Consider the following 19,881-nt stretch of genomic DNA (forward strand, 5'->3'; position numbering starts at 1 on the left):
TAAATGCCCCGGGCACCACCGGTTGATCAGGCCTGCGCGATGGCCTTCTCGTAGGACTCCTGGACCAGTTCGCCGATGCGGGAGAACTCGTCGCCGCGCACGGAGGAGGCGCGGTGGACCAGGCCGATGGTGCGGCCGGGGCGGGCCGGGCCCTCGAAGCGGGCGGTTGCCAGGCCGGGGCGGTCGGCCTCGACCTTCAGCGCCGACGCCGGCACGAGGGTCTCGCCGAGGCCGCCGGCGACGCACTGCACGACGGTCGACAGCGACGCCGCCCGGGTCTCCAGGCCCAGGGAGTCGTCGCGCTGGGCGTCCACGCGGCGGCACAGGTCGAGGACCTGATCACGGAGGCAGTGGCCGTCGTCAAGCAGGAGCAGGTCCAGATCGCCGAGCGCATCCAGGGGGACGTCCTCGCGGCCGGCGAGGTCGTGGCCGGAGGGGACGACCAGGTGGAATTCCTCGTCGTAGAGCGGGGTCTCGGCGAAGGAGGACACGCCCGAGGGCAGCGCCAGCACGGCGGCGTCGATGGCGCCGGAGCGCAGGGCCTCGATGAGGTGCGCCGTGGGCTCCTCGACGATGCGGGGCTCCAGGTCCGGCAGTTCCTCGCGGACGCTGAGCAGGAAGTTCGGCAGGATGTACGGCGCGATGGTCGGGATGAAACCGATGGCCAGCGGGCCGGCCAGCTCATCGGTGCGGCCCGAGGCGCGGGCGACGATGTCGTCGACGATCTCGGAGACCTGGCGGGCGTACGGCAGGATGCCGCGGCCGAGCGGCGTGACCAGGACGCGGCGCGTCGAACGCTCGACGAGCTGGACGCCGAGGCCGCCTTCGAGGGTGGACAGGGCCTGGGACAGGGAGGGCTGGGAGATGCCGAGTCGCTGGGCGGCCTGGCCGAAATGGCCGGTGTCGGCGATGGCGACGAATGCGCGGAGCTGCGGCAGGGTGGGGCGGTATTCGCGATTACGCATGCCTATAAGGCTACACGACACTGTTTCAAAATACCTGTTGACTTCGCCCCGTTTCATAGGCATAATGGTGGATGCACCGGCCGGAGCATTGGTTTCGCCAGGTCGCGCATCTCCATGGGGGACACATCATCTACCCCCGGCAGGTGCGCAATTGGCTCCGCTCTTGTTTCACGCCGTCTGCAACGTACGAATCACACAGGACATCGAAGCCGATCCCATAGGAGGATTTTCATGGCTCTGCTCACCGTTGGCGACCAGTTCCCCGAGTTCAACCTCACCGCCCTCAAGGGCGGCAACCTGCGCGACGCCAACGCGGCCTCGCCCGACGACTACTTCGAGCAGGTCACCAACAACTCGTACGAGGGCAAGTGGAAGATCGTCTTCTTCTACCCGAAGGACTTCACCTTCGTCTGCCCGACCGAGATCGCCGCGTTCGGCAAGCTGAACGAGGAGTTCGAGGACCGCGACACCATCGTCCTCGGCGGCTCCGGCGACAACGAGTTCTCCCACTTCAACTGGCGCGCCACCAACGAGGAGCTCCTCGAGGTGCCGTTCCCGATGTTCGCCGACGTGCGCCATGACCTCATGCGCGCCCTGGGCGTCGAGAACGCCGATGGCGTCGCCGACCGCGCGACCTTCATCATCGACCCCGACGGCGTCATCCAGTTCGTCTCCGTCACCCCGGACGCCGTCGGCCGCAACGTCGACGAGGTCCTTCGCGTCCTCGACGCCCTGCAGTCGGAGGAGGTCTGCGCCTGCAACTGGCAGAAGAACGACCCGACCAAGAACATCGACAAGATGGACGTCCTGAAGCAGGAGCTGAAGTAATACATGAGCATCGACAACATTCGTTCCGGTCTCCCGGAGTACGCCAAGGACCAGAAGCTCAACCTGGGTTCGCTGACCCGCTCGACCGAGCTCAGCGAGCAGCAGCTGTGGGGCACCCTGCTGGCCTCGGCCGCCGCCACCCGCAATGACACGGTCTTCTCGGAGATTTCCGAGGAAGCCAAGGAGCACCTGTCGGACGAGGCCTTCGAGTCCGCGCTCGGCGCCGCCACCGTCATGGCCATGAACAACGTCGCCTACCGCGCCAAGGGCTGGCTTGGCGACGACTACGCCCAGGTGAAGTTCGGCCTGCGCATGAACATCATCTCCAAGCCCGGCGTGGAGAAGGCCGACTTCGAGCTGTGGTCGCTGGCCGTGTCCACGATCAACGGCTGCGAGCACTGCGCCGTCGCCCACGACAAGACCGTCCGCGAGGAGGGTCTGACCAAGGAGCAGGTGTGGGAGGCCGTCAAGATCGCCGCGGTCGTCCAGGCCGTCGCCCAGACCGTCCAGGTCGAGAACGCCCGCTAGTCGTTCCCGCCTGATCGGCTGAGACTGAAAAGAGCCGCCGCACTCCCCCGGTTTTCCCGGGCGGGTGCGGCGGCTTCGTCGCGTGCGGGTCAGCTGACGCGCTTGCCCTCGCCGCACTTGTCGATGGTGAACTCGTCGAGCGTCGAGCCGGCACCGCCGGCGCCGTTGGAGGTGGCGGGATCGTCGCCCTCGACGGTGATGACGGCGGTGACGTCCATCGTGCAGGCGTCGACGGTGATCCGCTGGTACGTCGAGGTCTCCCGGGCCCACACGGCGCGCTGGGCGCCCAGGGTCGACCACGAGGAGTTGTCGTCGGTGGCGCCGTAGAACTTCGAGCCGCCGGTGGCGACCATGTAGACCGGGCCGGTGTTGACGCCGTCGACTTCGTTGGCCGCCTTGTGGCCGCGGGCGTAGGCGTGATCGTGGCCGTTGAGCACCAGGTCGACGTCGTGGCGCTCGATGGTTTCGGCGAAGGCGCGGTCGTACATGGGCTCGTCGCGGCCGTCGCTGGCATTGTGGACGGGCTGGTGGAACATGACCACCGACCACGGGTTGGGGTTCTCGGCCAGCGCGCGGTCGAGGAACTCGCGCTGCTGGTCGAGGAACAGGGCGTTGGCGGTCAACGTGATGATGCGCACTCCCCCTCGGTCGACGTAGTACGTCGTGTTGCGCAGGATCTCCGGGCCGTTGGCCGGGTGGCTGAAGTGGTTGTTGTAGGCGGTGGCGAACGGATCGACGGTGAACTCGTGATTGCCGATCGCCGTGAGCATCGGAGTGGTGGCCGGGGCGCCGCCGAGGGAGTCGTACCACTGGCCCCATTCGGCGTCGAGGTGGGCCTGGTCGATCATGTCGCCGGACTGCAGGATCAGCTCGGCGTCCGGCACGCCCGCGAGGGCCGCGGAGGCGGTGGTGCGCCACTCGTCGGCCAGGCCGTTCTGGGCGTCACCGAAAAAGAGCATGTCGACGGGGCCGGCGTGGCCGTCGGGTGCGGTGGTGAATTCGCGCCACGGCCCGGTTTCCCCGCCGGCGGTGATGATGCGGTACTCGTAGGCCGTCGCCGGTGACAGGTCGGTCAGTGCGGCCGACTGGTGCGCGCCACCGGTGAGCGACGCGCCCTTCGCCGTGGTGGCCACGCGTGTGGTGTCGGCGTCCGTGCCGATGCCTGCATCGGAGCCTCCGGCCGGGCGGTACTCCACCGCCGCACCCTGGGCGGGGGCGCGGAATGTGACGGTCATGCCGCGGGCGGCATCGGCGGCGGGCGCCAGGATGACGCGCTCGGCCACTGCCTGCGTGCCTTCTTCTGCCGCGGGAGCTTCCGGCGCGGCGGGCTGGGCGGCGGCGACGCCGGTCAGCGCGGCGGTGGCGGCCAGCGCACCTGCGGTGAGGGCGGCGGTGATGGGGGCGGTGGGACGTCGCAAAGCAAAGGTGCGGGAATTCACGGTTCGGTGGCCTTCGGTGGTTCGGCGGTGCGGGCGTGGCCCGTCGGACCCGTCGATGATCCCCGATACGGATAACCCCGGAGCGTCCGCGACGTGAACGTCGGGAGGCTCCGGGGTTATCGGCGGGTGAAACCTTGCGCGGGGCGCCGTGCGCTACGCCATGGGCACCGGGCGGCGACCACCGATGAGCTGGCGGTACAGCTCGACGTAGGCGACGGCGGAAATCGGCATGGTGTAGATCGCGCCGATGTAGCAGAGCATGACGCCGACGGCGCCGACGAGGCCGATGAGGATCATCGAACCGAGCACGGCCCAGAAGCGGCCCTTGACCAGGTTCCACGCCGCGGTCGGGGACTCGAGGACCTTCGCGCGGCCGTCCATGACCAGCATCGGCATGAGCGTGGTGATGGGCGTGACGAACAGCGCGCCGGCGATGATCACCAGGTACGACAGCATGACCAGCGCCATCCCGGAACCCTCGGACTGGGTGGACGTGGCCACGCCGAGGAACATGAGGGCGTAGCCGGGAATCATCGCGACCAGCGACACCAGGCCCGCGATGAACCAGACGCCGAGCAGCGGGCCCCACCGCGTGACGCGGAAGAAGGTGCGGAACGCCGGGACGCGGCCGTCGATCTCCTCGAAGGCGCCGCGGTACATGAACACCATGATCACGAACATCACCGCGAACAGGACCGGGTACAGCAGTGCCATCGCTCCGAACACGGCGAGGAGGCCGCCCGGGTTCGGCGACGTACCTGTCACCGGGTCGTAGTCCGACAGGCTCGCCATCATGCCGCCGAAAACGACGCCGAAGAAGATGAGCAGGAGCAGGATGATCGCGCCGATCGACGCCGCCGCATAGCCGAGCCACGGGCCGATGTTCGCGTTGACGCGCTTGAAGGCCGTCGACAGCGGCTGGGTGATGTTGAACTGCGCGGCGCCGGACATCACCGGCGACGTCGGCGGCAACTCGCCGCCCGGCTGCGCGACGCCGGTGCCCGGGTCACCGTAGGACCGCTGGCCCCACTGCCCCTGGCCGGCGCCCCACTGGCCCTGGCCCTGGCCCGCGTAGGCGCCGTACTGCTCCTGGCCGCCATATCCCTGGTAGCCCTGTTCGCCCTGGTAGCCCTGCTGGCCATACTGGTCCTGGCCGTACTGGTCCTGGCCGTACTGGCCCTGGCCGTACTGGCCTTGGTTCTGGCCATACTGGTCGTGGCCGTACTGGCTCTGACCGTGCGGCTGCTGGCCCTCTCCCCACCGGGATGCGCCGTCGCTGTGCTGGTTCTGCTGGCCGTAAGGATCCTGCTCGTAACTCTGCTGGCCATAACCTTGCTGGCCCTGCTGACCCTGCTGGCCATAGGGATCCTGGCCGAATCCATGGTCGCCATTGCCCTGCTGGCCATAACCCTGCTGGCCCTGCTGGTCCGAGGCGCCGGAATCCCCGCCATTGGCGTTGCCGGCGTTGCCGTTGGTGCTGCCGTCGTCGGGACGGCCCTTGTCGTCGGTCATTGGATTCTCCTTCACCGTGCAATGAGGTTTTCCAGTGTAAAACTCATCGGCTTCACCCGCGACACCTCGCCGATCCGGGCGCGCCGCGCGCTCCGGGTTCCGGTACCCGGCGCTCGCCGCCCAGTTCTTACGCCACGACGACGGTCACCGCTCCCTCGAACGGCGACAGGTCGCCGCCGATCCCCCGCGACGAGCCGCGGTAGCGGATGACGTACTCGCCGGGTTCGGCGCCCGAGCTGTCCCAGGTGATGGTGGTCTTCGTGGACGCGACGTCCATGGCGAACTCGATGACGGTCGCTTCATGGGAGTCATCGGCGATGCGCGTGCCGTCGGGCTTTTCCACCAACAAGAAGCCCGACTCGTGCCGAAGATCTGAATTGGGGTTCGCGCCGGCGAAGGCGACGGCCACGGCGGTGCCGGCCGCGACGGGGCCTTCCGGGGCCGAAAGGACGTCGCCGAAATTCTTGCCCAGCGGCGCCATGTCGACGAACGGGTTGCCCGCCGGCGACGGCGGGATCTTGCCGGTCAGGTCACCTTCGGCCGCTCCGGCGTCGACGGGGACGCCGGAGGCCATCGCCGAGGCCAGGCCGTCGAAAATCTGCGTGGCGGCGGGCAGGGTGAGCCGGCCGAAGATGGTCGCGCCACCCTCGTAGTCCTGGTGCTCGTACTCCTCCGGGGTGGTGATGTAGTGCCCGTACCCGGAGACGTAGCCCTGCACGATGACCATGTCCATGTCGACGCCGAGCGCCTCGGCGATGGCCCGGCGCAGGCGCAGGCCGGCGACGACGGTGGGCTCGAAGGCGAGCGAGGCGATGACGATGCCGCCGATGCGGTGCAGGTGGAAGATATGCGTCTGCTGGACCAGGCCGGGGATGTAGCCGACGGGCAGCAGGTTCTCCTTGGCGCCGTGGATGGCCGATGCCGAGGCCGGCACCGCGACCTGGTTGACCTGGCGGACCCACGGGGTGCCGCCGCGCGAACCTTCGTTGAACCCGAGGATGGGTTCGCCGCCGCCGTCCTCCTGCGAAGACGCGGCGAAGGCGGCGCCGAGGATCGCCGGGCCGGTGGACCCGGGCTGGCCGTCGGGCGTCCACCGTCCGTCGATCTTGACCTCGCGCATGTTCACCCATTGGTGGCGTGCGTCGATGCCGCCGCCGGGCAGCGCCACCGCACGGCCGGCGACGCCGTCGAGCTGCCGACGGCCCAGCACCCGCGCGGATTCGTACTCGTTGCCCTCGACGGGCCCGGAGTTGGGCACCAGCCCGTGGTTGGGGCTGACGTCGCCGGGCGCGGACATGGCGAACGCCGCGACGAACGGCGCCGATCCGGGGTCGGTGTGGTCGACCCCGGCCTTGTGTTCGGCCAGCCACGCGGCGTAGCCCTTGTTGTCGCCGGAGATGATCATGTGCTCGGGGCCGAACGTCGTCGGGTGGATGCCGTACCAGTTGATCAGGCCGACGGAGGTGCCGTCGCGAAGCACGTGGAGCGTGACGGATTCCCGGTCGACCCCGTCGGGAAACACGGCCTTGTCGGCGTCGGGGTTCTGGTCGAACGCCCCCTTCGACCGGTTGACGCCGGCGTCGGCGACGGTGCCGCGGGTCAGCGCGATCTGGCTCGGCGCCATGTCGGCGTCGGCGCGCTCGATGGCGCGGACGATGCCGGCGACGGTGGCCTCGAAGGTGACGGGCCGGAATCCGAGCGTGGTCAGGTCGACCATGAGGTGACCGGATGTCCCGCCCGGCGCGACGTGGGTGTGCGAGGCGCCGATGAGCACGTTGCCCTCGTGATAGACGTCGCCGAAACGGGCGCGCAGGCGGTTGAGCACCTCCATCTGGATGGACTGGAACATCAGCCCCATGTCGGCGGTGACGTGGGCGACGCGGCCGCCGTTGCCGTCGTCGAAGACGAAGGCGCGGGCGAATTGCCGCTGGCGCAGGCCCGCGGTCTGCTGCTTGAGCACCGCGTAGCCGTTCATGCCCGCGCCGAGGGGCTCGCCGGTCATGTCGGCCATGCCGCGGCCGACGGTCATGGGGATGCTTGACGACGCCCCCGCGCCCCCGGTCCCCTGCACCGGCTGGGCCGCGGCGGGGGCGAATCCGCCCCAGTCGGCGGCCAGTGCCATGCCCAGCGCGGAGGCTGCGGCGGTGGCGCCGAGGAATGCCCGGCGCGGCAGGGTCGGGAGTTGGCGGGCGGAGTCGTTCATGTGCTGGATCCCCTCGGTGGTGATGCGGTGATGGCGAGATGGTCATTTCTGCTGCAAACTCTTGGCGCGACCCTAATGTGACGCAAAGCACCTATGTGTCATTTTCGGCGAAAACCATGCGGTGTGGCCCTATCTGGGTGGATACTGTTTTCCACCCATAACGATCCGGCCCGATTCACCCGATCCCATTCCGGTTCGCCCGAATTGCCCTCATTTCCACTCCCGCCATCAGGAGCCACGTTGTCGCCGACTTCCGGCCACGCGCCCCGCGCGCCGCGCCCATCCCGTTCCATCCACTCCACCTCCGCCACCGGCTCCCGCCGGGCCAGGCTCGCCGCCTCCCTCGCCGCCGTCGCCCTGGGCGGATCCCTTCTCGCCGCTCCCCCGGCGACCGCGCAGACCGTGGCCGCGCAGCCGATGTCGTCGCTGGAGATGGCCTCCGACTTCTCCGGGGCCAATGCCTTCTACATGCCCCCGGAGCAGATCCCCTCCGCCCCGGGCAGCCTCATCCGCCAGGAGCCGATGACGCTCAACGTCACCGTCCCCAACTTCGAAGGTCCCTGGCCGGGCCGCGCCGAGCGATTCATGTACACCTCGGTCAACAGCAACAAGGAAACCGTCGCGGTCACCGGCATGAACATGGAGCCGACCGCGGAGTGGACCGGCGAGGGCCCGCGCCCGACCATCGTCATCGGTTCCGGCACCATCGGCCAGGGCGACCAGTGCGCCCCGTCGCGCCTGGCCCCGACGATGCTCGGCATCGATCTGGAGCAGCCCTCGCTGGGCATCAACTACGAGCTGCTCTTTGCCAACCTCATGCTCCGCGACGGCGTCCGCGTGGTCATGACCGACTACATCGGTCTGGGCACCCCAGGAACGCACACCTACATGAACCGCGTCGACCAGGGCCACGCCATGCTCGACGCCGCCCGCGTCCTGCCGGCGCTGACGGGCGAGGAGTCCCCCGTGGGCTTCTGGGGCTACTCCCAGGGCGGCGGTGCCGCCGCGGCCGCCGCCGAGATGGCCGAGACCTACGCCCCCGAGGTCGACGTGCGCGCCACCTACGCCGGTGCTCCCCCGGCCGATCTCGAGGTCGTCGCCGGCGCCGTGGACCGCAACCTCATCGTCGGCGTGCTGGGCTACACCATCAACGGCCTGCTGCAGGCGCACCCGGAGAGCGTGCCGGTGGTCGAGAACATCATCAGCCCGCTGGGCAAGGAAGTGCTGCACGGCACGCACACCCAGTGCATCGGCGACAGCATCATCGCCTACGGCGCCCTGGGCGCCACCCACCCCAGCCCGACGACGCTGATGACCAACGACGGCCGCACCATCCAGGAGCACATCCGCTCCAACCCGAAGCTCAAGGCGATGGTCGACCGCCAGCTCATCGGCACCATGCGCCCCAACGCCCCGGTGCTGGTGGTCAACAACATCAACGACGACGCCATCCCGCATGACCAGGCCGCCGCGCTGGCGGAGCGCTGGCGCGGGCTCGGCGCCGACGTGGAGTTCCGCTCCATGCCGCTGCCGTCGATCCTGCCGCGTTTCGCCATCGGCCACCTCGGCCCCATGCCCCTGGGCTTCTTCGACGCGAAGGACTGGCTGATCGGCCAGTTCAAGGGCGTCGACGTCGCGCCGGGCTCGTCGACCGAAGGCTCCGCCGCCCTCCCGTCCGGCTCCGCCGAGATGCCGGCCGAACCCGCCGGAACCCCGGCCGGGCTGCCCGCCGGACTCCCCGAACTCCCCGCCGGGCTCCCCGCGATGCAGGCCGGTTTCGGCGAGTAGTCCCCTCCCGGCCGGTCACCTCCCCGGCACGGCCCCCAGCGCCTCGATCACCAGGTCCCAGAACCTGCCGTGATCGAGGCGCACCGCTACCCGCGTGGTGCAGTCGGCGGGAATGGGCGCACGGAAGTCGGCCACCGTCATGCCCGTGGTCAGTGCGCCGTGCAGCTCCACGTCGAGGGGCACCGTCGTCGTGGACACCACCGCGGGATCGATGAGGTAGGCCACCGCGCACGGGTCGTGGACCGGCGGGTCGTCGAAGCCCTGGTTCTCGCGGTAGGCCTCGCGGAAGAACCCGATGAGCCCGACCACGAAGTCAGCCACGTCGGTGCCCAGCGCCGCGATGCGCGCCTCCACCTCCGGCGTCGCCAGCGCCTGGTGCGTCAGGTCCAGGCCGACCATGGTCAGCGGCCACGCCTCGTTGAACACGATGTGCGCGGCCTCGGGGTCGACGCTGATGTTGAATTCCGCCACGGCGGTCTTGTTGCCCTCGTGGTAGCCGCCGCCCATGAGCACGACCTCCGCCACCCGGTCGACGATCGCGGGTTCCTTGCGGGCGGCCATGGCGATGTTCGTCAGCGGCCCCGTCGGCACCAGCGTCACCGTCCCCGCCGGCTCCGACATGACGGTGTCGATGATGAAGTCGACCGCATGGGCGTCGTCAAGCCCCACCGTCGGCTCCGGCACCGCGTAACCATGGACGTCCATGCCCGAGTCACCGTGGACCTCCGCCGCGACGACGCCGGCCCGCACCAGCGGGCGCGTGCAGCCCGCGTGGACCGGGACGTCGCCGATGCCGGCGATGGTGAGCACCGTGCGGGCATTGCGGGTGACCTTCTCCAGGGTCTGGTTGCCGCCGATGGTGGTGATGCCCAGCAGCTCGATCGCCGGATTCCCCGCGGCCAGGAGCATGGCCACGGCGTCGTCGTGGCCGGGATCGCAGTCGAGGATGATCTTGCGGGGCTGGGCCGGGGTGCTCGGCTGGGCCGGTGCGGCGGGATCGGTCGGTGCGTTCATCGGTGCTCCTTCGCGCGGGATGGTCGGGGTCCAGGATCACCCCGCCGGCCGGGCGCGTCAATGGTGCGACAATGGGGGCATGCGCGAGTTCATCGGCAATCTCCGGCATTTCCTGTCCGCCCGGCTGTGGGCGTGGCCGCTGCTGACGGGCTTTCTGGGCATCGTCGCGTCGACGGTGCTTCACGAGGTCAGCGTCTCGGAGGAGGCGCTGTGGGCCCGGTTCCTGTGGCCCGGCGATGCGTCGGCGGCGTCGGACATGCTCAGCTTCGTGTCGTCGACGACGCTGACGGTGCTGACCACCACGATCTCCATGACGCTCATCGTGCTGCAGGTCGCCTCCGGCAACTTTTCGCACCAGCTGCTGCGCGACTACATCCAGTCGCGGGCGGTGCGCGGCATCGTCAGCGTGTACGTGGGCGTGGTGGCGTATTCCATCACGCTGCAGCGGTCGATGGACGCCGAGTCGGAGTTCGTGCCGCAGTTGGCCATGACCGTGGCGATGGTCCTCATCGCGATCTCCCTGGCCACCTTCATCTGGTACGTCTCGCGGGTCATCGACATGGTGCGCGTCGACGCGATCATCGACGGCACCGTGCGCCAGACGGTGGCCAACATCGACGAGCGCATCGAGATCGCCGATAGCCCCCACGACGAGCCCCGACCCCTCGTGCCGGCGAGCGCGCGCACGCTGGTCAGCGACGATCACGGGTACGTCCTGTCCGTCGACGTCGGCGCTGCGGAGCGGTGGGCCAAGCGCCACGATGCGGTGGTGGTCATCGATGCCCGTCCGGGTGACCTGGTCATCCAGGGCCAGGCGTGGGGCCGGTGGTGGCCGGCGGACGGTTTCGGCGCCATGGGGTCGGGTCCGCGGGAAGGCGGTTCGCTTAACGACGAAAAGGGACCCGGCAAGTCCACCCTCCTCGAGCGATTCACCCGGCTCGTTCGTGGCGAGGAGGACTTCGGCGATGAGAACGGCCCGCCGAAGCTGCTCCGCCTCGATGCCGAGCGGGTGTCGGGGGTGGACTTTTCGCTGGGCATCCGGCAGGTGCTGGACATCGGGGTGCGGGCGCTGAGTTCCGGCGTCAACGACAACACCACCGCCATCCACGCCATCGGGCAGTTGACCACGATCATGCGGCACCTGGCGCTCAACCCGGTCAACCCGGCGGTGCGCTACCGCGACAACCAGGTGTCGGTGTGGGCGGCGAACCATGATTTCCAGGAAGTGCTCGTCGACGTCACCACCGAGATCCGGCGCTACGGCTGCGATGACGTAGGCGTGGTGCAGCAGACGCTGCGGATGCTCGACATCATCGAAGATGCCGTCGCCGAGCCGTCCGAGCGCAGCGTCACCGCGCGCGGAGCCAACGGCGCGTCGAATCTGAGCCATGGGGCGCGGGTGTCGCTGCGCCGGTTCATCGGCGAGGAACGCCGGCGGATAGTCAACGCCGCCCGACGCCTGATCCCCGACGCCCACGACATGGCGCGCATCGAAGACGCCGCCTTCAACCGCGACGCCGCCCACGATCCCCCGCCCGAGCCGGGGGTGTAGCGGGCACCGGCCGCCGGATCAGCGGTTATTGCCGGGTGACCCGGCGCGGCGGCGAAGGTTGGGCAACCCATTGAACAGCGCTCGCGGCGTGTTTGGGCATGATAGGTGTCATGTCGACGGTCAGTGATGTGTTGTCTGCGCTCCGCCAGTTCCCCACCAACTCGGAGCGCAGAACCGCGTTCGATGAGTTGACGGTGGGCATGGCCCCAATCACCCGCAAATCTTCTTCCGCCGGAAAGAACCTCGCCCGGCGCCCTGGCAAGGTGGGCAATCCCACTTCCTCGCACGAACACCGCGGAAAAGTGACCGTCGGGTCCGTGGGCAGCTCCCGGATCGTGGAAGGACTGCGCGACAAGTGACTCTGCACAACGCTGAAGAGGGCATCGTCGACTACATCGACCTGCCGCCCAAAGAGAACATCCACGAGTCCCTGGGCAGCAACCACGACATCCACACCGGGCTCGACGAACTGGTCGACAACAGCATCGACGCCGGCGCCGACCGCATCGCCATCGTCTTCCACACCGATAACCGGCGCGTCATTGGCATCGCCGTCCACGACAACGGCGCGGGCATGTCGCCCTCCCAGCTCACCGAAATGATGCGGCTGGGTTCGCACGTGCCGCGGTCAGGCGAAACCATTGGCCGGTACGGCGTCGGCTTCAAGGAAGCATCACTGTCCAATGCCGTCTCCGCGACCGTGGTCAGCACCGACGCCTCGGGGCAGACCTCCGGGCGAGTGATGACCAAGAACAGCTTCAGCGTCGGGGTGCTCAGCGACGAGGCTGCGGAGGACCTCGCCGACGAGCGTCAAGAACTTCTCGGCGACGCGACCGGCACCAGCATCACCTGGAACACATTGTCCGCCGTCTACAAAGGCCCGGACGACGACCTCGCGGCGGACTTCCTGAGCAAGCTGACCGCGAAGAGCCGGGTCCACCTCGGAGTGCGTTACCACCGGTTCCTGGAATCGGAAAAGCTCGCCATCGCCACGTTCACCCATGCCAAGGGCTCCGACACTCCGAATCTGACCCTGTCCCCCGACGCGTTCAATCCCTTCGGATACAAGCGGCCCGGTGCCCCCGAGTTCCCCAGGACGCTGACCCGCGACGGAGACCCGGACGGCCCTGGCCTGACCGTGCACATCTGGCCGACGTCGAAGTCCAAGAATTACGAGCTGGGAAAAGCCGACGATTTCGGGCACCAGGGCTTCTACGTCTATGACCGCGACCGGTTGATCACCGCCGGCGATTGGGCGGACACGCGCCGCCAATCCCGTTCCCAGAAACTCCTGCGCATCGAGATCGATGACCCACGCGTCATCGACGAATACCTGACCATCAGCGCGCAGAAGAAGTCCGTTCGCCCGAAGGAACGGTTCTATGGGTTTCTCGACTCATTGCGGGACCCCAACGCCCCGACCACAACGCTGGAATCCTGCATCGCCGCGGGAATCGAGGCGCAGAAGGCCGCTAACCGGCGGACGGGAAAGAGGAAACCATTGGTGGAACCCGGGCGCGGGTTTGACCAAGCGCTCCGGCAGGCAATTGGCAATGAAGTCAAGTACGTCGCCCGCGACCCCATGAATATTCGTTGGGGCAATGTCGACGACGACGATTTTTTTGCGTTCGACCTGAACAGGCGGACGTTGACCCTGAACGCGACCTACCGCCCCCTGTTCAGCCCGGATCGCGGTCGCCTCAACGATGCGCCGCTACTGAAGGCACTCTTGTACCACCTTTTCAATAGTGCGTTCGATAGCGAGCGGGTGGGATCCAGGACCGCCGATACCCTCGATCTGTGGCAATCGACGTTGACCACGGCAGCCCAGCTCGAGCTCGACGCCCGGGACGCCCGTTACGTCGAAGCTGACGCTGCGGAGCCGGAGGCAGCGGCAGAGGCAACAACGGCACCCGCTCCGAATCCCACCATCACCCCAACCAGACAACCCAGTAAGCGCAAGCGAGGCAGGCACCATCGAAATGACGAAACCCCACCATGGGACGAACTCCTATCCCGCTTCCGTAATCGTCGGCACCTGGAGAAGGGGAAGTAACCACACCATCCGCCTCCAGAACTCGGACGGCTACATCCTCGAGATGTACCCGAGTGCCGGCGTGCTCAATCTGGTCATGCGCGAGCACCCGATCGACACGGCGATCGACACCGGACTGCGGCACGTATCCGTCAACCAGAGGATTTACGACGTCTTGGGCACCAAGACCGAAACGGTCGTGTCCGTCGAGGCCGACAGTGCGACGGTCGAAGCCGCCTACTACTTCCTGCGCAGCATCGCCGAGCAGGTGCAGGGTCAGCATGTCGAACCAACGACGGCGATCTACCAATCGATCCGCGCCTTTAAGTCTCTGCTGCTCGGCAGCTCCGTGGGGTCGACTACCAGCGAGATCGGCTTGCTCGGCGAGATTCTGGTGCTCCAGGAACTGACCGATCGTGGAGTCGTGAGCTTCGACCGTGCCCTCCGCGGGTGGCTCGGCCCGCACAACGAAGAGCACGACTTCGCCTTCGCAAGGTGCGACATCGAAGTGAAGGCGACCGAGAAGGAGCGCCGGCGCCACACGATCTCGTCGGCAACGCAGCTGGTGGAAACGAACGGCAAGAACCTCATCTTCGGCTCCGTCCAGCTGACCCGGACTTCCGAGGGCGGCCACACCCTGGCGGAAGCCATTGCGGCGTTGCGCGATGCCATCGGCGATCCCGAGCTTCTGGAGATCCTCCGCAGCCGCCTCCAGCTCGCCGGCGTCGTGCCGGAGAACGAAGGCAATTACACCACCAGGTGGACCCTGCGGAACCCGATCGAGTTCTACGCGGTCAATGACAGCTTCCCCCGGATCACCACCGAGAGTTACGCATCGATGCATGAACGCATCGATTCGGTCCAGTACGTGATCAACACCGACGGCATCCCGACGTTGTCAGACGACGAAGTCCGTTCCCTCATCGCCACGACAGAAGAGAATTGAACCGACCATGACCACCGATGAACTGACCACCGATAGCTTCTCGGCCATCCGGGAAGAAATCGACTACGTGCTGAACACCCGGCGCATCCGCATCACCAAGACCCTCCTCGAGGATCTCGAGCACAGCTCTGACCAGGACTTCACGCTCGACGACATCAAGCGGTATGTCGACAACGGCAATGACGCGGACATTTCGCCTCTGATCAACTTCATCTTGACGGCGGATGACGTCGACGGAGACGCCATCAAGCCGAAAACGGACACTCAGCCCGAGTCGGTAGCGCGCCGCCAGTGGGTGCTCGAACAGCTCGGGCTTGCGGATATCGCCGACAGCATCAATGCCCGCATCCCCGTCAAGGACCAGCCGACGGTGATCGACACCGATTTCGTCGACTGGTACAAGGGCGATCGCCGCACCGCGAATTCGAACTACTGGCCCATGTACGAGGAAGTACTCAAGGGAAAGGGCTGGAATGCCGATTCGATCTCCGCGGTGAGCCGGCAGGCGACGGAGGTCATCCGCCGCCTCGACGATCCACTCGGGCCGATGGCCGGCGGCAAGCGGGGCCTGGTCGTCGGCCACGTCCAGAGCGGCAAGACAGCGAACTTCACCGCCGTCATGGCCAAAGCCATCGACGCCGGCTACCGGTTCGTCATCGTCCTCGCCGGCACCCTGGACATCCTCCGCAATCAGACCCAGCGCAGGCTGGACATGGAGCTGTTCGGACGGGACGCGATCCTCGATGGCCGATCAGAAGAGAATCTGACGGCGTACGACTACAAGGCTGAGTCATACTTCGCGGACGACAGCGACTGGGACATCGATTGGGACACCGAACGCCGCGGTTTCGTCCGGCATGGTGGGGCCGTCGGCGCGACGGGCTACCCCAGGGTCCGCCGAATCACGACGTCCGTTTCCGACTTCAAGGGATCCGCGGGAGTGTCGCTGATCGACATTCCCCTGCGCAGCCCCGGGAAGCCTTTGAACCACCCGGATAACCTGCTCAATGCCAGCTGTCACGCGGCAGTGGTGAAGAAGAACTCCAACGTGCTGAAGAAGCTCAATTCCGAGCTCGCGCGCCTCGATCCGGCGATCGTCCGCGATCTGCCCGTGCTGATCATCGACGACGAGTCCGACCAGGCGTCGATCAACACCGTCAACCAGAGCAAGAAGAAGTCGAAGGAGGAGGTTGAGCGCACTGCCGTCAATCGCGAGATCACGCGCCTGCTCAAGCACTTCCCCCGCTCCCAATACGTCGGATACACGGCGACGCCCTTCGCCAACGTCTTCGTCGACCCGGAGGACCCGGAAGATCTGTACCCGCGCGACTTCGCCCTCATGCTGACGGAACCTCCGGGATACCGCGGTGCTGCATGGTTCCACGATCGCCACCAGCAGTTCGAGGACGACCCCACTCCCACGGTCGAAACGTCGCGGAGCATGGCGTTCATCCGGGATATTGCGGAGTCGCCCAAGAAGAACTCCGACGAGTTCGATTTCGGATTCGAGTCAGTGCGCAAGGACGAGCTCCAGGAAGCGCTGGACATGTTCGTGCTCACCGGTGCCATCAAGAAGTACCGCGAGGCCAATTCGAATCTGCACTTCGAGCACCACACCATGCTCGTTCACGAGGCCGTGGACACCAGGACCCATGAAGAGGCGTGGACCCTGCTCAAGGGACTGTGGAATCGCTCGAACTACGCGGAAGGCGGGCGAAACGCGGAGCTGAAAAAGCTTTTCGACGATCAGGTCAAACCCGTCATGGACGTGGACAAGTACTCGGAGGGCGCACCCGTGCCCCCGACGTTCGATGCGCTCAAGCCCAACCCCTTTGACAACTACATCACCGCCGCAGCCCAGGCGATGATGGGAGATTCGGCGGAACCCCCGATCCTCCAGGTGAACTCCATCGGTGGCGATGAAGTCGACTTCGAGCGGTCGCCGGTGTGGAAGGTCTTGGTCGGCGGCACGAAGCTGTCGCGCGGCTACACCGTCGAAGGACTGACGGTGAGCTACTTCCGACGCAAGGCCGGCAGCGCCGACACCTTGATGCAGACGGGCCGCTGGTTCGGCTTCCGCAAGGGATACCAGGACCTCGTGCGCCTGTACGCCCCGCCGACCTTGGTGGACATGTTCGAGGCCGCGATGGGCGATGAGAACCACTTCCGCAACATGCTGAAGAAGTACGCGGAATTGGAGGAAGACGGGAAGGCGAAGATCACCCCGATTCAGCTCGCGCCTCTGGTCCGCCAGTCGCTGCCCCACCTGAATCCGACGAGCAAGAACAAGATGTTCAATGCCTACATCAAGCTCATCGCTTCGGCGCCGAACATCGCCGAACTCAACCAGGTGCCACTGCAGGATGCCTACGAGCACAAAAGGTGGAACATCGAGGAAGTCGCCATCCCGTTGTTGTCGGGTATGACCGCCACAACGCGCGACCTCGCCTATGTGCGATACGAAAGCAGCAAGAAGGGCGAGGGGACGACGGTATCGGCCGGCTACACCCCCTCGTACACGACCGTATTGGGTGCGGCCAAGATCATCGATCTCCTGACCGCGATTCGCTGGCGTGGAGACGACGCCGACGCCCGGGACATCTACTACAAGCAGGTCGTCTTCCCGCGCCTTCGGTATCTGTCCGACTTGATGGGCATGGATCCCGAGGGTCTTGGCGGGGATTCCCGGTTCACCGAAGCAGCGGTCATCATGGCCAAGCCGAAGAAGACCGACGAGCAGGGCAAGCAGCGGACGATTCGTCTGCCCGGCGTCGACATCGACGTGCCCGTGGTCCGCCGCTCGCGTCGAACCGGAAAGGGCCGCAATGACATCACTGGTTCCGACCGCAAGCAGAGCTATGCGCTGGAGAGCATCGCTGCCGGATTGCCGTGCACGTATCCGCGACGAGTCGATCTGGACATGCTGACCGAGGATCAGCTCGGCACCTTCAACACCCATCCCACCGCGTTCCCCGTGGATCCCTCCGCCGAACCCTTCGACCTCGGCACGTTCGACCGGCGGACCCGTGGCGCAGTGTTGATCACCCTCTTCGACGATCGTCCCAAGGAGTTTCTCAAGGCAATGGACGACGCCAAAACCTGGGTCGAACCCGACTATCTCAAGGGTGAAGTCGGAATGCAGATCTCATTCAACTCCCCCCATGCGCCCATCGATGCACATGGCCACGATGCCATCGTGTGGGGCGTCCACGTGCCCACGAAGAAGGACAAGGCGACCGTCGGCAAGGATGAGGTGGACGACGCCGAAGCGTCGGCAATCTCGTGACTCCGCCTGAGCCGGGATAACACCACGCACGAATTGTGGTGCCCCGGTCGGGCTCGAACGGCTCCTGCGGGAGGGGAACCGCCCGGCCATCGCCCCTCACCGGTTAACCCACCTCGAATCGCTTTAATGACCTGCTGTAACGGGTGGATTAGCGCATTCGAGGTGGGTTAGCTGTTTTCTCCCCTCCCGGTGCACGCAAAAATGGCCGGTGTGGCGCGACGACGGGTCGTCGCAAAGCCACACCGGCCAAGCCGCAAGCAGTTCCCTAGAGGACCATCGCGGCAATCCAGCCCGCGGCGAGCAGCGGCAGGTTGAAGTGGAGGAAGGTCGGGATCACGGAGTCGCGGATGTGATCGTGCTGGCCGTCGGCGTTGAGGCCGGACGTCGGGCCGAGGGTGGAGTCGGAGGCGGGCGAACCGGCGTCGCCAAGTGCACCGGCGGTGCCGATGATGGCGACGGTGGCCAGCGGCGAGAAGCCCATTGCCGTGCACAGCGGGACGTAGATGGCGGTGATGATCGGCAGCGTCGAGAACGACGACCCGATGCCCATGGTGACGATGAGGCCGACCATCAGCATGGCGAACGCGGCGGCGGCCTGCGAGCCGGAGAACATGTCCGCGGAAGCCTCGACGAGCGGCTCGACGTCGCCGGTCTCCGTCATGACGGCGGCGAAGCCCTGCGCGGAGATCATGATGAAGCCGATGAGGGCCATCATTTTCATGCCGGCGGTGAAGACGTCATCGGCCTGGCGCCAGTTGACGCCGCCGGTGATCATGAACACCGCCAGGCCGCCGAGGGCGCCGATGAGCAGGGAGTCGGCCTCGAAATCGGTCGACTGCATCCACACCTGGATGGCGAAGGTGACGAAGATGGCGACCAGCGCGATGATGATCTTGCGCTTCTCGATCGGCTTCGCCGCAGCGCGCGTCATCGTGCCCACGGCCGCGGAATCGCCCGCGGCATCCGGGTCGGCGGAACCGGCCGGGGCGGTGGGAACGGCACCCGCGTCGGCCAGTGCCTTGTCGGCGTACTTGCGCGGCTTGCGGTAGGTGAAGAACAGCGCGACGAGCAGGCCGGCGAACATGCCCGCGGCCGGGATGCCCATGGCCTGCAGGATGTTGATGCCGGCGGTGTCCATGCCGGCGAGCTCGATGTTGCCGAGCAGGATGTCGTTCAAGAAGATCGAGCCGAAGCCCAGCGGGATGAACATGTAGGTGGTCACCAGGCCGAACGTCAGGGCGCATGCGGCGGCGCGGCGGTCGATGTTCAGCTTGTTCATCACGACCAGCAGCGGCGGGACGATGAGCGGGATGAACGCGATGTGCACCGGGATGAGGTTCTGCGACAGGATCGCCATCAGCGTGAAACCGCCGAGCAGCGACCACTTGACCACGCCCACGGCCTTGGCGTTGTCCTCCGGATCCTTGCCGGTGACCGCACCGATGATCTTGTTGGCCAGCAGCTGCGGCAAGCCGGACTGGGCGACCGCCATGGCGAAGGCGCCGAGCAGCGCATAGCTCAGCGCGATGCGGGCACCGCCGGACAGGCCCTCCTGGAACGCCACCAGCGTCCCATCGAAGCCGAGGCCGCCGAGGAGACCGCCGACGAGCGCGCCGATGAACAGCGCCAGGACGACATGGACGCGCGATATCGCGAGGACGAGCATCACCAACACGGCGATCAACACGGAGTTCATGAGAAAAACCTTAAGCGACCCTCGCCGCCGTGCACGCATCGGTCGCCCCCGCGTGCCAGTGAGATTGCTAACGCCGCCAGCGGCTACCC

General features: G+C 66.9%; 13 protein-coding genes and 2 pseudogenes. 8 read left to right on the forward strand and 7 right to left on the reverse strand.

The features are described from left to right. Positions 1–26: 26 nt before the first annotated feature. Entirely contained in the window at positions 27–965 is a 939-nt protein-coding gene (locus ACFWGD_RS00640; RefSeq protein ID WP_377776592.1) for a hydrogen peroxide-inducible genes activator, read from the reverse strand. A 231-nt stretch (positions 966–1,196) separates the two neighbouring features. Between ACFWGD_RS00640 and ACFWGD_RS00645 the strand changes: the two genes are divergently transcribed. Further along, positions 1,197–1,793, forward strand: coding sequence for a peroxiredoxin (locus ACFWGD_RS00645; RefSeq protein ID WP_377776593.1), 597 nt, complete (start codon positions 1,197–1,199; stop codon positions 1,791–1,793). Positions 1,794–1,796: 3 nt separating this feature from the next. Then, complete coding sequence (locus ACFWGD_RS00650; RefSeq protein WP_377776594.1) at positions 1,797–2,321, forward strand: carboxymuconolactone decarboxylase family protein; 525 nt, start codon at positions 1,797–1,799, stop codon at positions 2,319–2,321. Between the two features lie 89 nt (positions 2,322–2,410). Here the strand turns inward: ACFWGD_RS00650 and ACFWGD_RS00655 are convergent, their stop codons facing one another. The 3 genes from ACFWGD_RS00655 to ACFWGD_RS00665 form a co-directional block, all read right to left on the reverse strand. Beyond that, a complete protein-coding gene (locus tag ACFWGD_RS00655) occupies positions 2,411–3,760 on the reverse strand; it encodes a metallophosphoesterase (protein ID WP_377776595.1) in 1,350 nt (449 codons plus the stop codon). Positions 3,761–3,913: 153 nt separating this feature from the next. Continuing rightward, positions 3,914–5,272 carry a hypothetical protein gene (locus tag ACFWGD_RS00660; protein ID WP_377776596.1) on the reverse strand — a complete coding sequence of 453 codons (1,359 nt, stop codon included), beginning with the start codon at positions 5,270–5,272 and terminating at the stop codon, positions 3,914–3,916. A 127-nt stretch (positions 5,273–5,399) separates the two neighbouring features. Further along, positions 5,400–7,475 (reverse strand): neutral/alkaline non-lysosomal ceramidase N-terminal domain-containing protein, encoded by a 2,076-nt coding sequence (locus ACFWGD_RS00665; protein ID WP_377776597.1) that lies wholly within the window; start codon positions 7,473–7,475, stop codon positions 5,400–5,402. Between the two features lie 240 nt (positions 7,476–7,715). Here ACFWGD_RS00665 and ACFWGD_RS00670 point away from each other — a divergent pair, with 240 nt between their 5' ends. Continuing rightward, the gene (locus tag ACFWGD_RS00670; protein WP_377776598.1) at positions 7,716–9,263 is read left to right on the forward strand and encodes a lipase family protein; all 1,548 of its coding nucleotides are present in this window, start codon (positions 7,716–7,718) and stop codon (positions 9,261–9,263) included. A gap of 15 nt (positions 9,264–9,278) precedes the next feature. On the opposite strand, the gene ACFWGD_RS00675 is transcribed toward ACFWGD_RS00670, so the two are convergent. Beyond that, positions 9,279–10,277 carry a nucleoside hydrolase gene (locus ACFWGD_RS00675; RefSeq protein WP_377776599.1) on the reverse strand — a complete coding sequence of 333 codons (999 nt, stop codon included), beginning with the start codon at positions 10,275–10,277 and terminating at the stop codon, positions 9,279–9,281. Positions 10,278–10,356: 79 nt separating this feature from the next. Between ACFWGD_RS00675 and ACFWGD_RS00680 the strand changes: the two genes are divergently transcribed. The 5 genes from ACFWGD_RS00680 to ACFWGD_RS00700 all read left to right on the forward strand — a co-directional run bounded on the left by ACFWGD_RS00680 (position 10,357) and on the right by ACFWGD_RS00700 (position 18,096). Next, positions 10,357–11,829: a DUF2254 domain-containing protein gene (locus ACFWGD_RS00680; RefSeq protein WP_377776600.1), complete on the forward strand. Its 1,473-nt coding sequence runs from the start codon at positions 10,357–10,359 to the stop codon at positions 11,827–11,829. Positions 11,830–11,939: 110 nt separating this feature from the next. Continuing rightward, positions 11,940–12,188 (forward strand): hypothetical protein, encoded by a 249-nt coding sequence (locus ACFWGD_RS00685; protein WP_377776601.1) that lies wholly within the window; start codon positions 11,940–11,942, stop codon positions 12,186–12,188. Continuing rightward, positions 12,185–13,885: an ATP-binding protein gene (locus tag ACFWGD_RS00690; RefSeq protein WP_377776602.1), complete on the forward strand. Its 1,701-nt coding sequence runs from the start codon at positions 12,185–12,187 to the stop codon at positions 13,883–13,885. Before ACFWGD_RS00685 ends, ACFWGD_RS00690 begins: the two co-directional genes overlap by 4 nt. Before the next feature lie 61 nt (positions 13,886–13,946). Continuing rightward, complete coding sequence (locus ACFWGD_RS00695) at positions 13,947–14,810, forward strand: PD-(D/E)XK motif protein (protein ID WP_377776603.1); 864 nt, start codon at positions 13,947–13,949, stop codon at positions 14,808–14,810. A gap of 7 nt (positions 14,811–14,817) precedes the next feature. Beyond that, complete coding sequence (locus ACFWGD_RS00700; RefSeq protein ID WP_377776604.1) at positions 14,818–18,096, forward strand: Z1 domain-containing protein; 3,279 nt, start codon at positions 14,818–14,820, stop codon at positions 18,094–18,096. A gap of 265 nt (positions 18,097–18,361) precedes the next feature. On the opposite strand, the pseudogene ACFWGD_RS00705 reads toward ACFWGD_RS00700, so the two are convergent. Together ACFWGD_RS00705 and ACFWGD_RS00710 are read right to left on the reverse strand one after the other, a co-directional pair. Next, positions 18,362–19,453: pseudogene (locus ACFWGD_RS00705) on the reverse strand (Na+/H+ antiporter NhaC family protein); the annotation flags it as partial. 138 nt (positions 19,454–19,591) lie between these two features. Further along, positions 19,592–19,831 (reverse strand): annotated as a pseudogene (locus tag ACFWGD_RS00710) (hypothetical protein); the annotation flags it as partial. Between the last annotated feature and the right edge of the window lie 50 nt (positions 19,832–19,881).

Source organism: Corynebacterium sp. NPDC060344 (assembly GCF_042725215.1).
Classification (GTDB): Bacteria; Actinomycetota; Actinomycetes; order Mycobacteriales; family Mycobacteriaceae; genus Corynebacterium.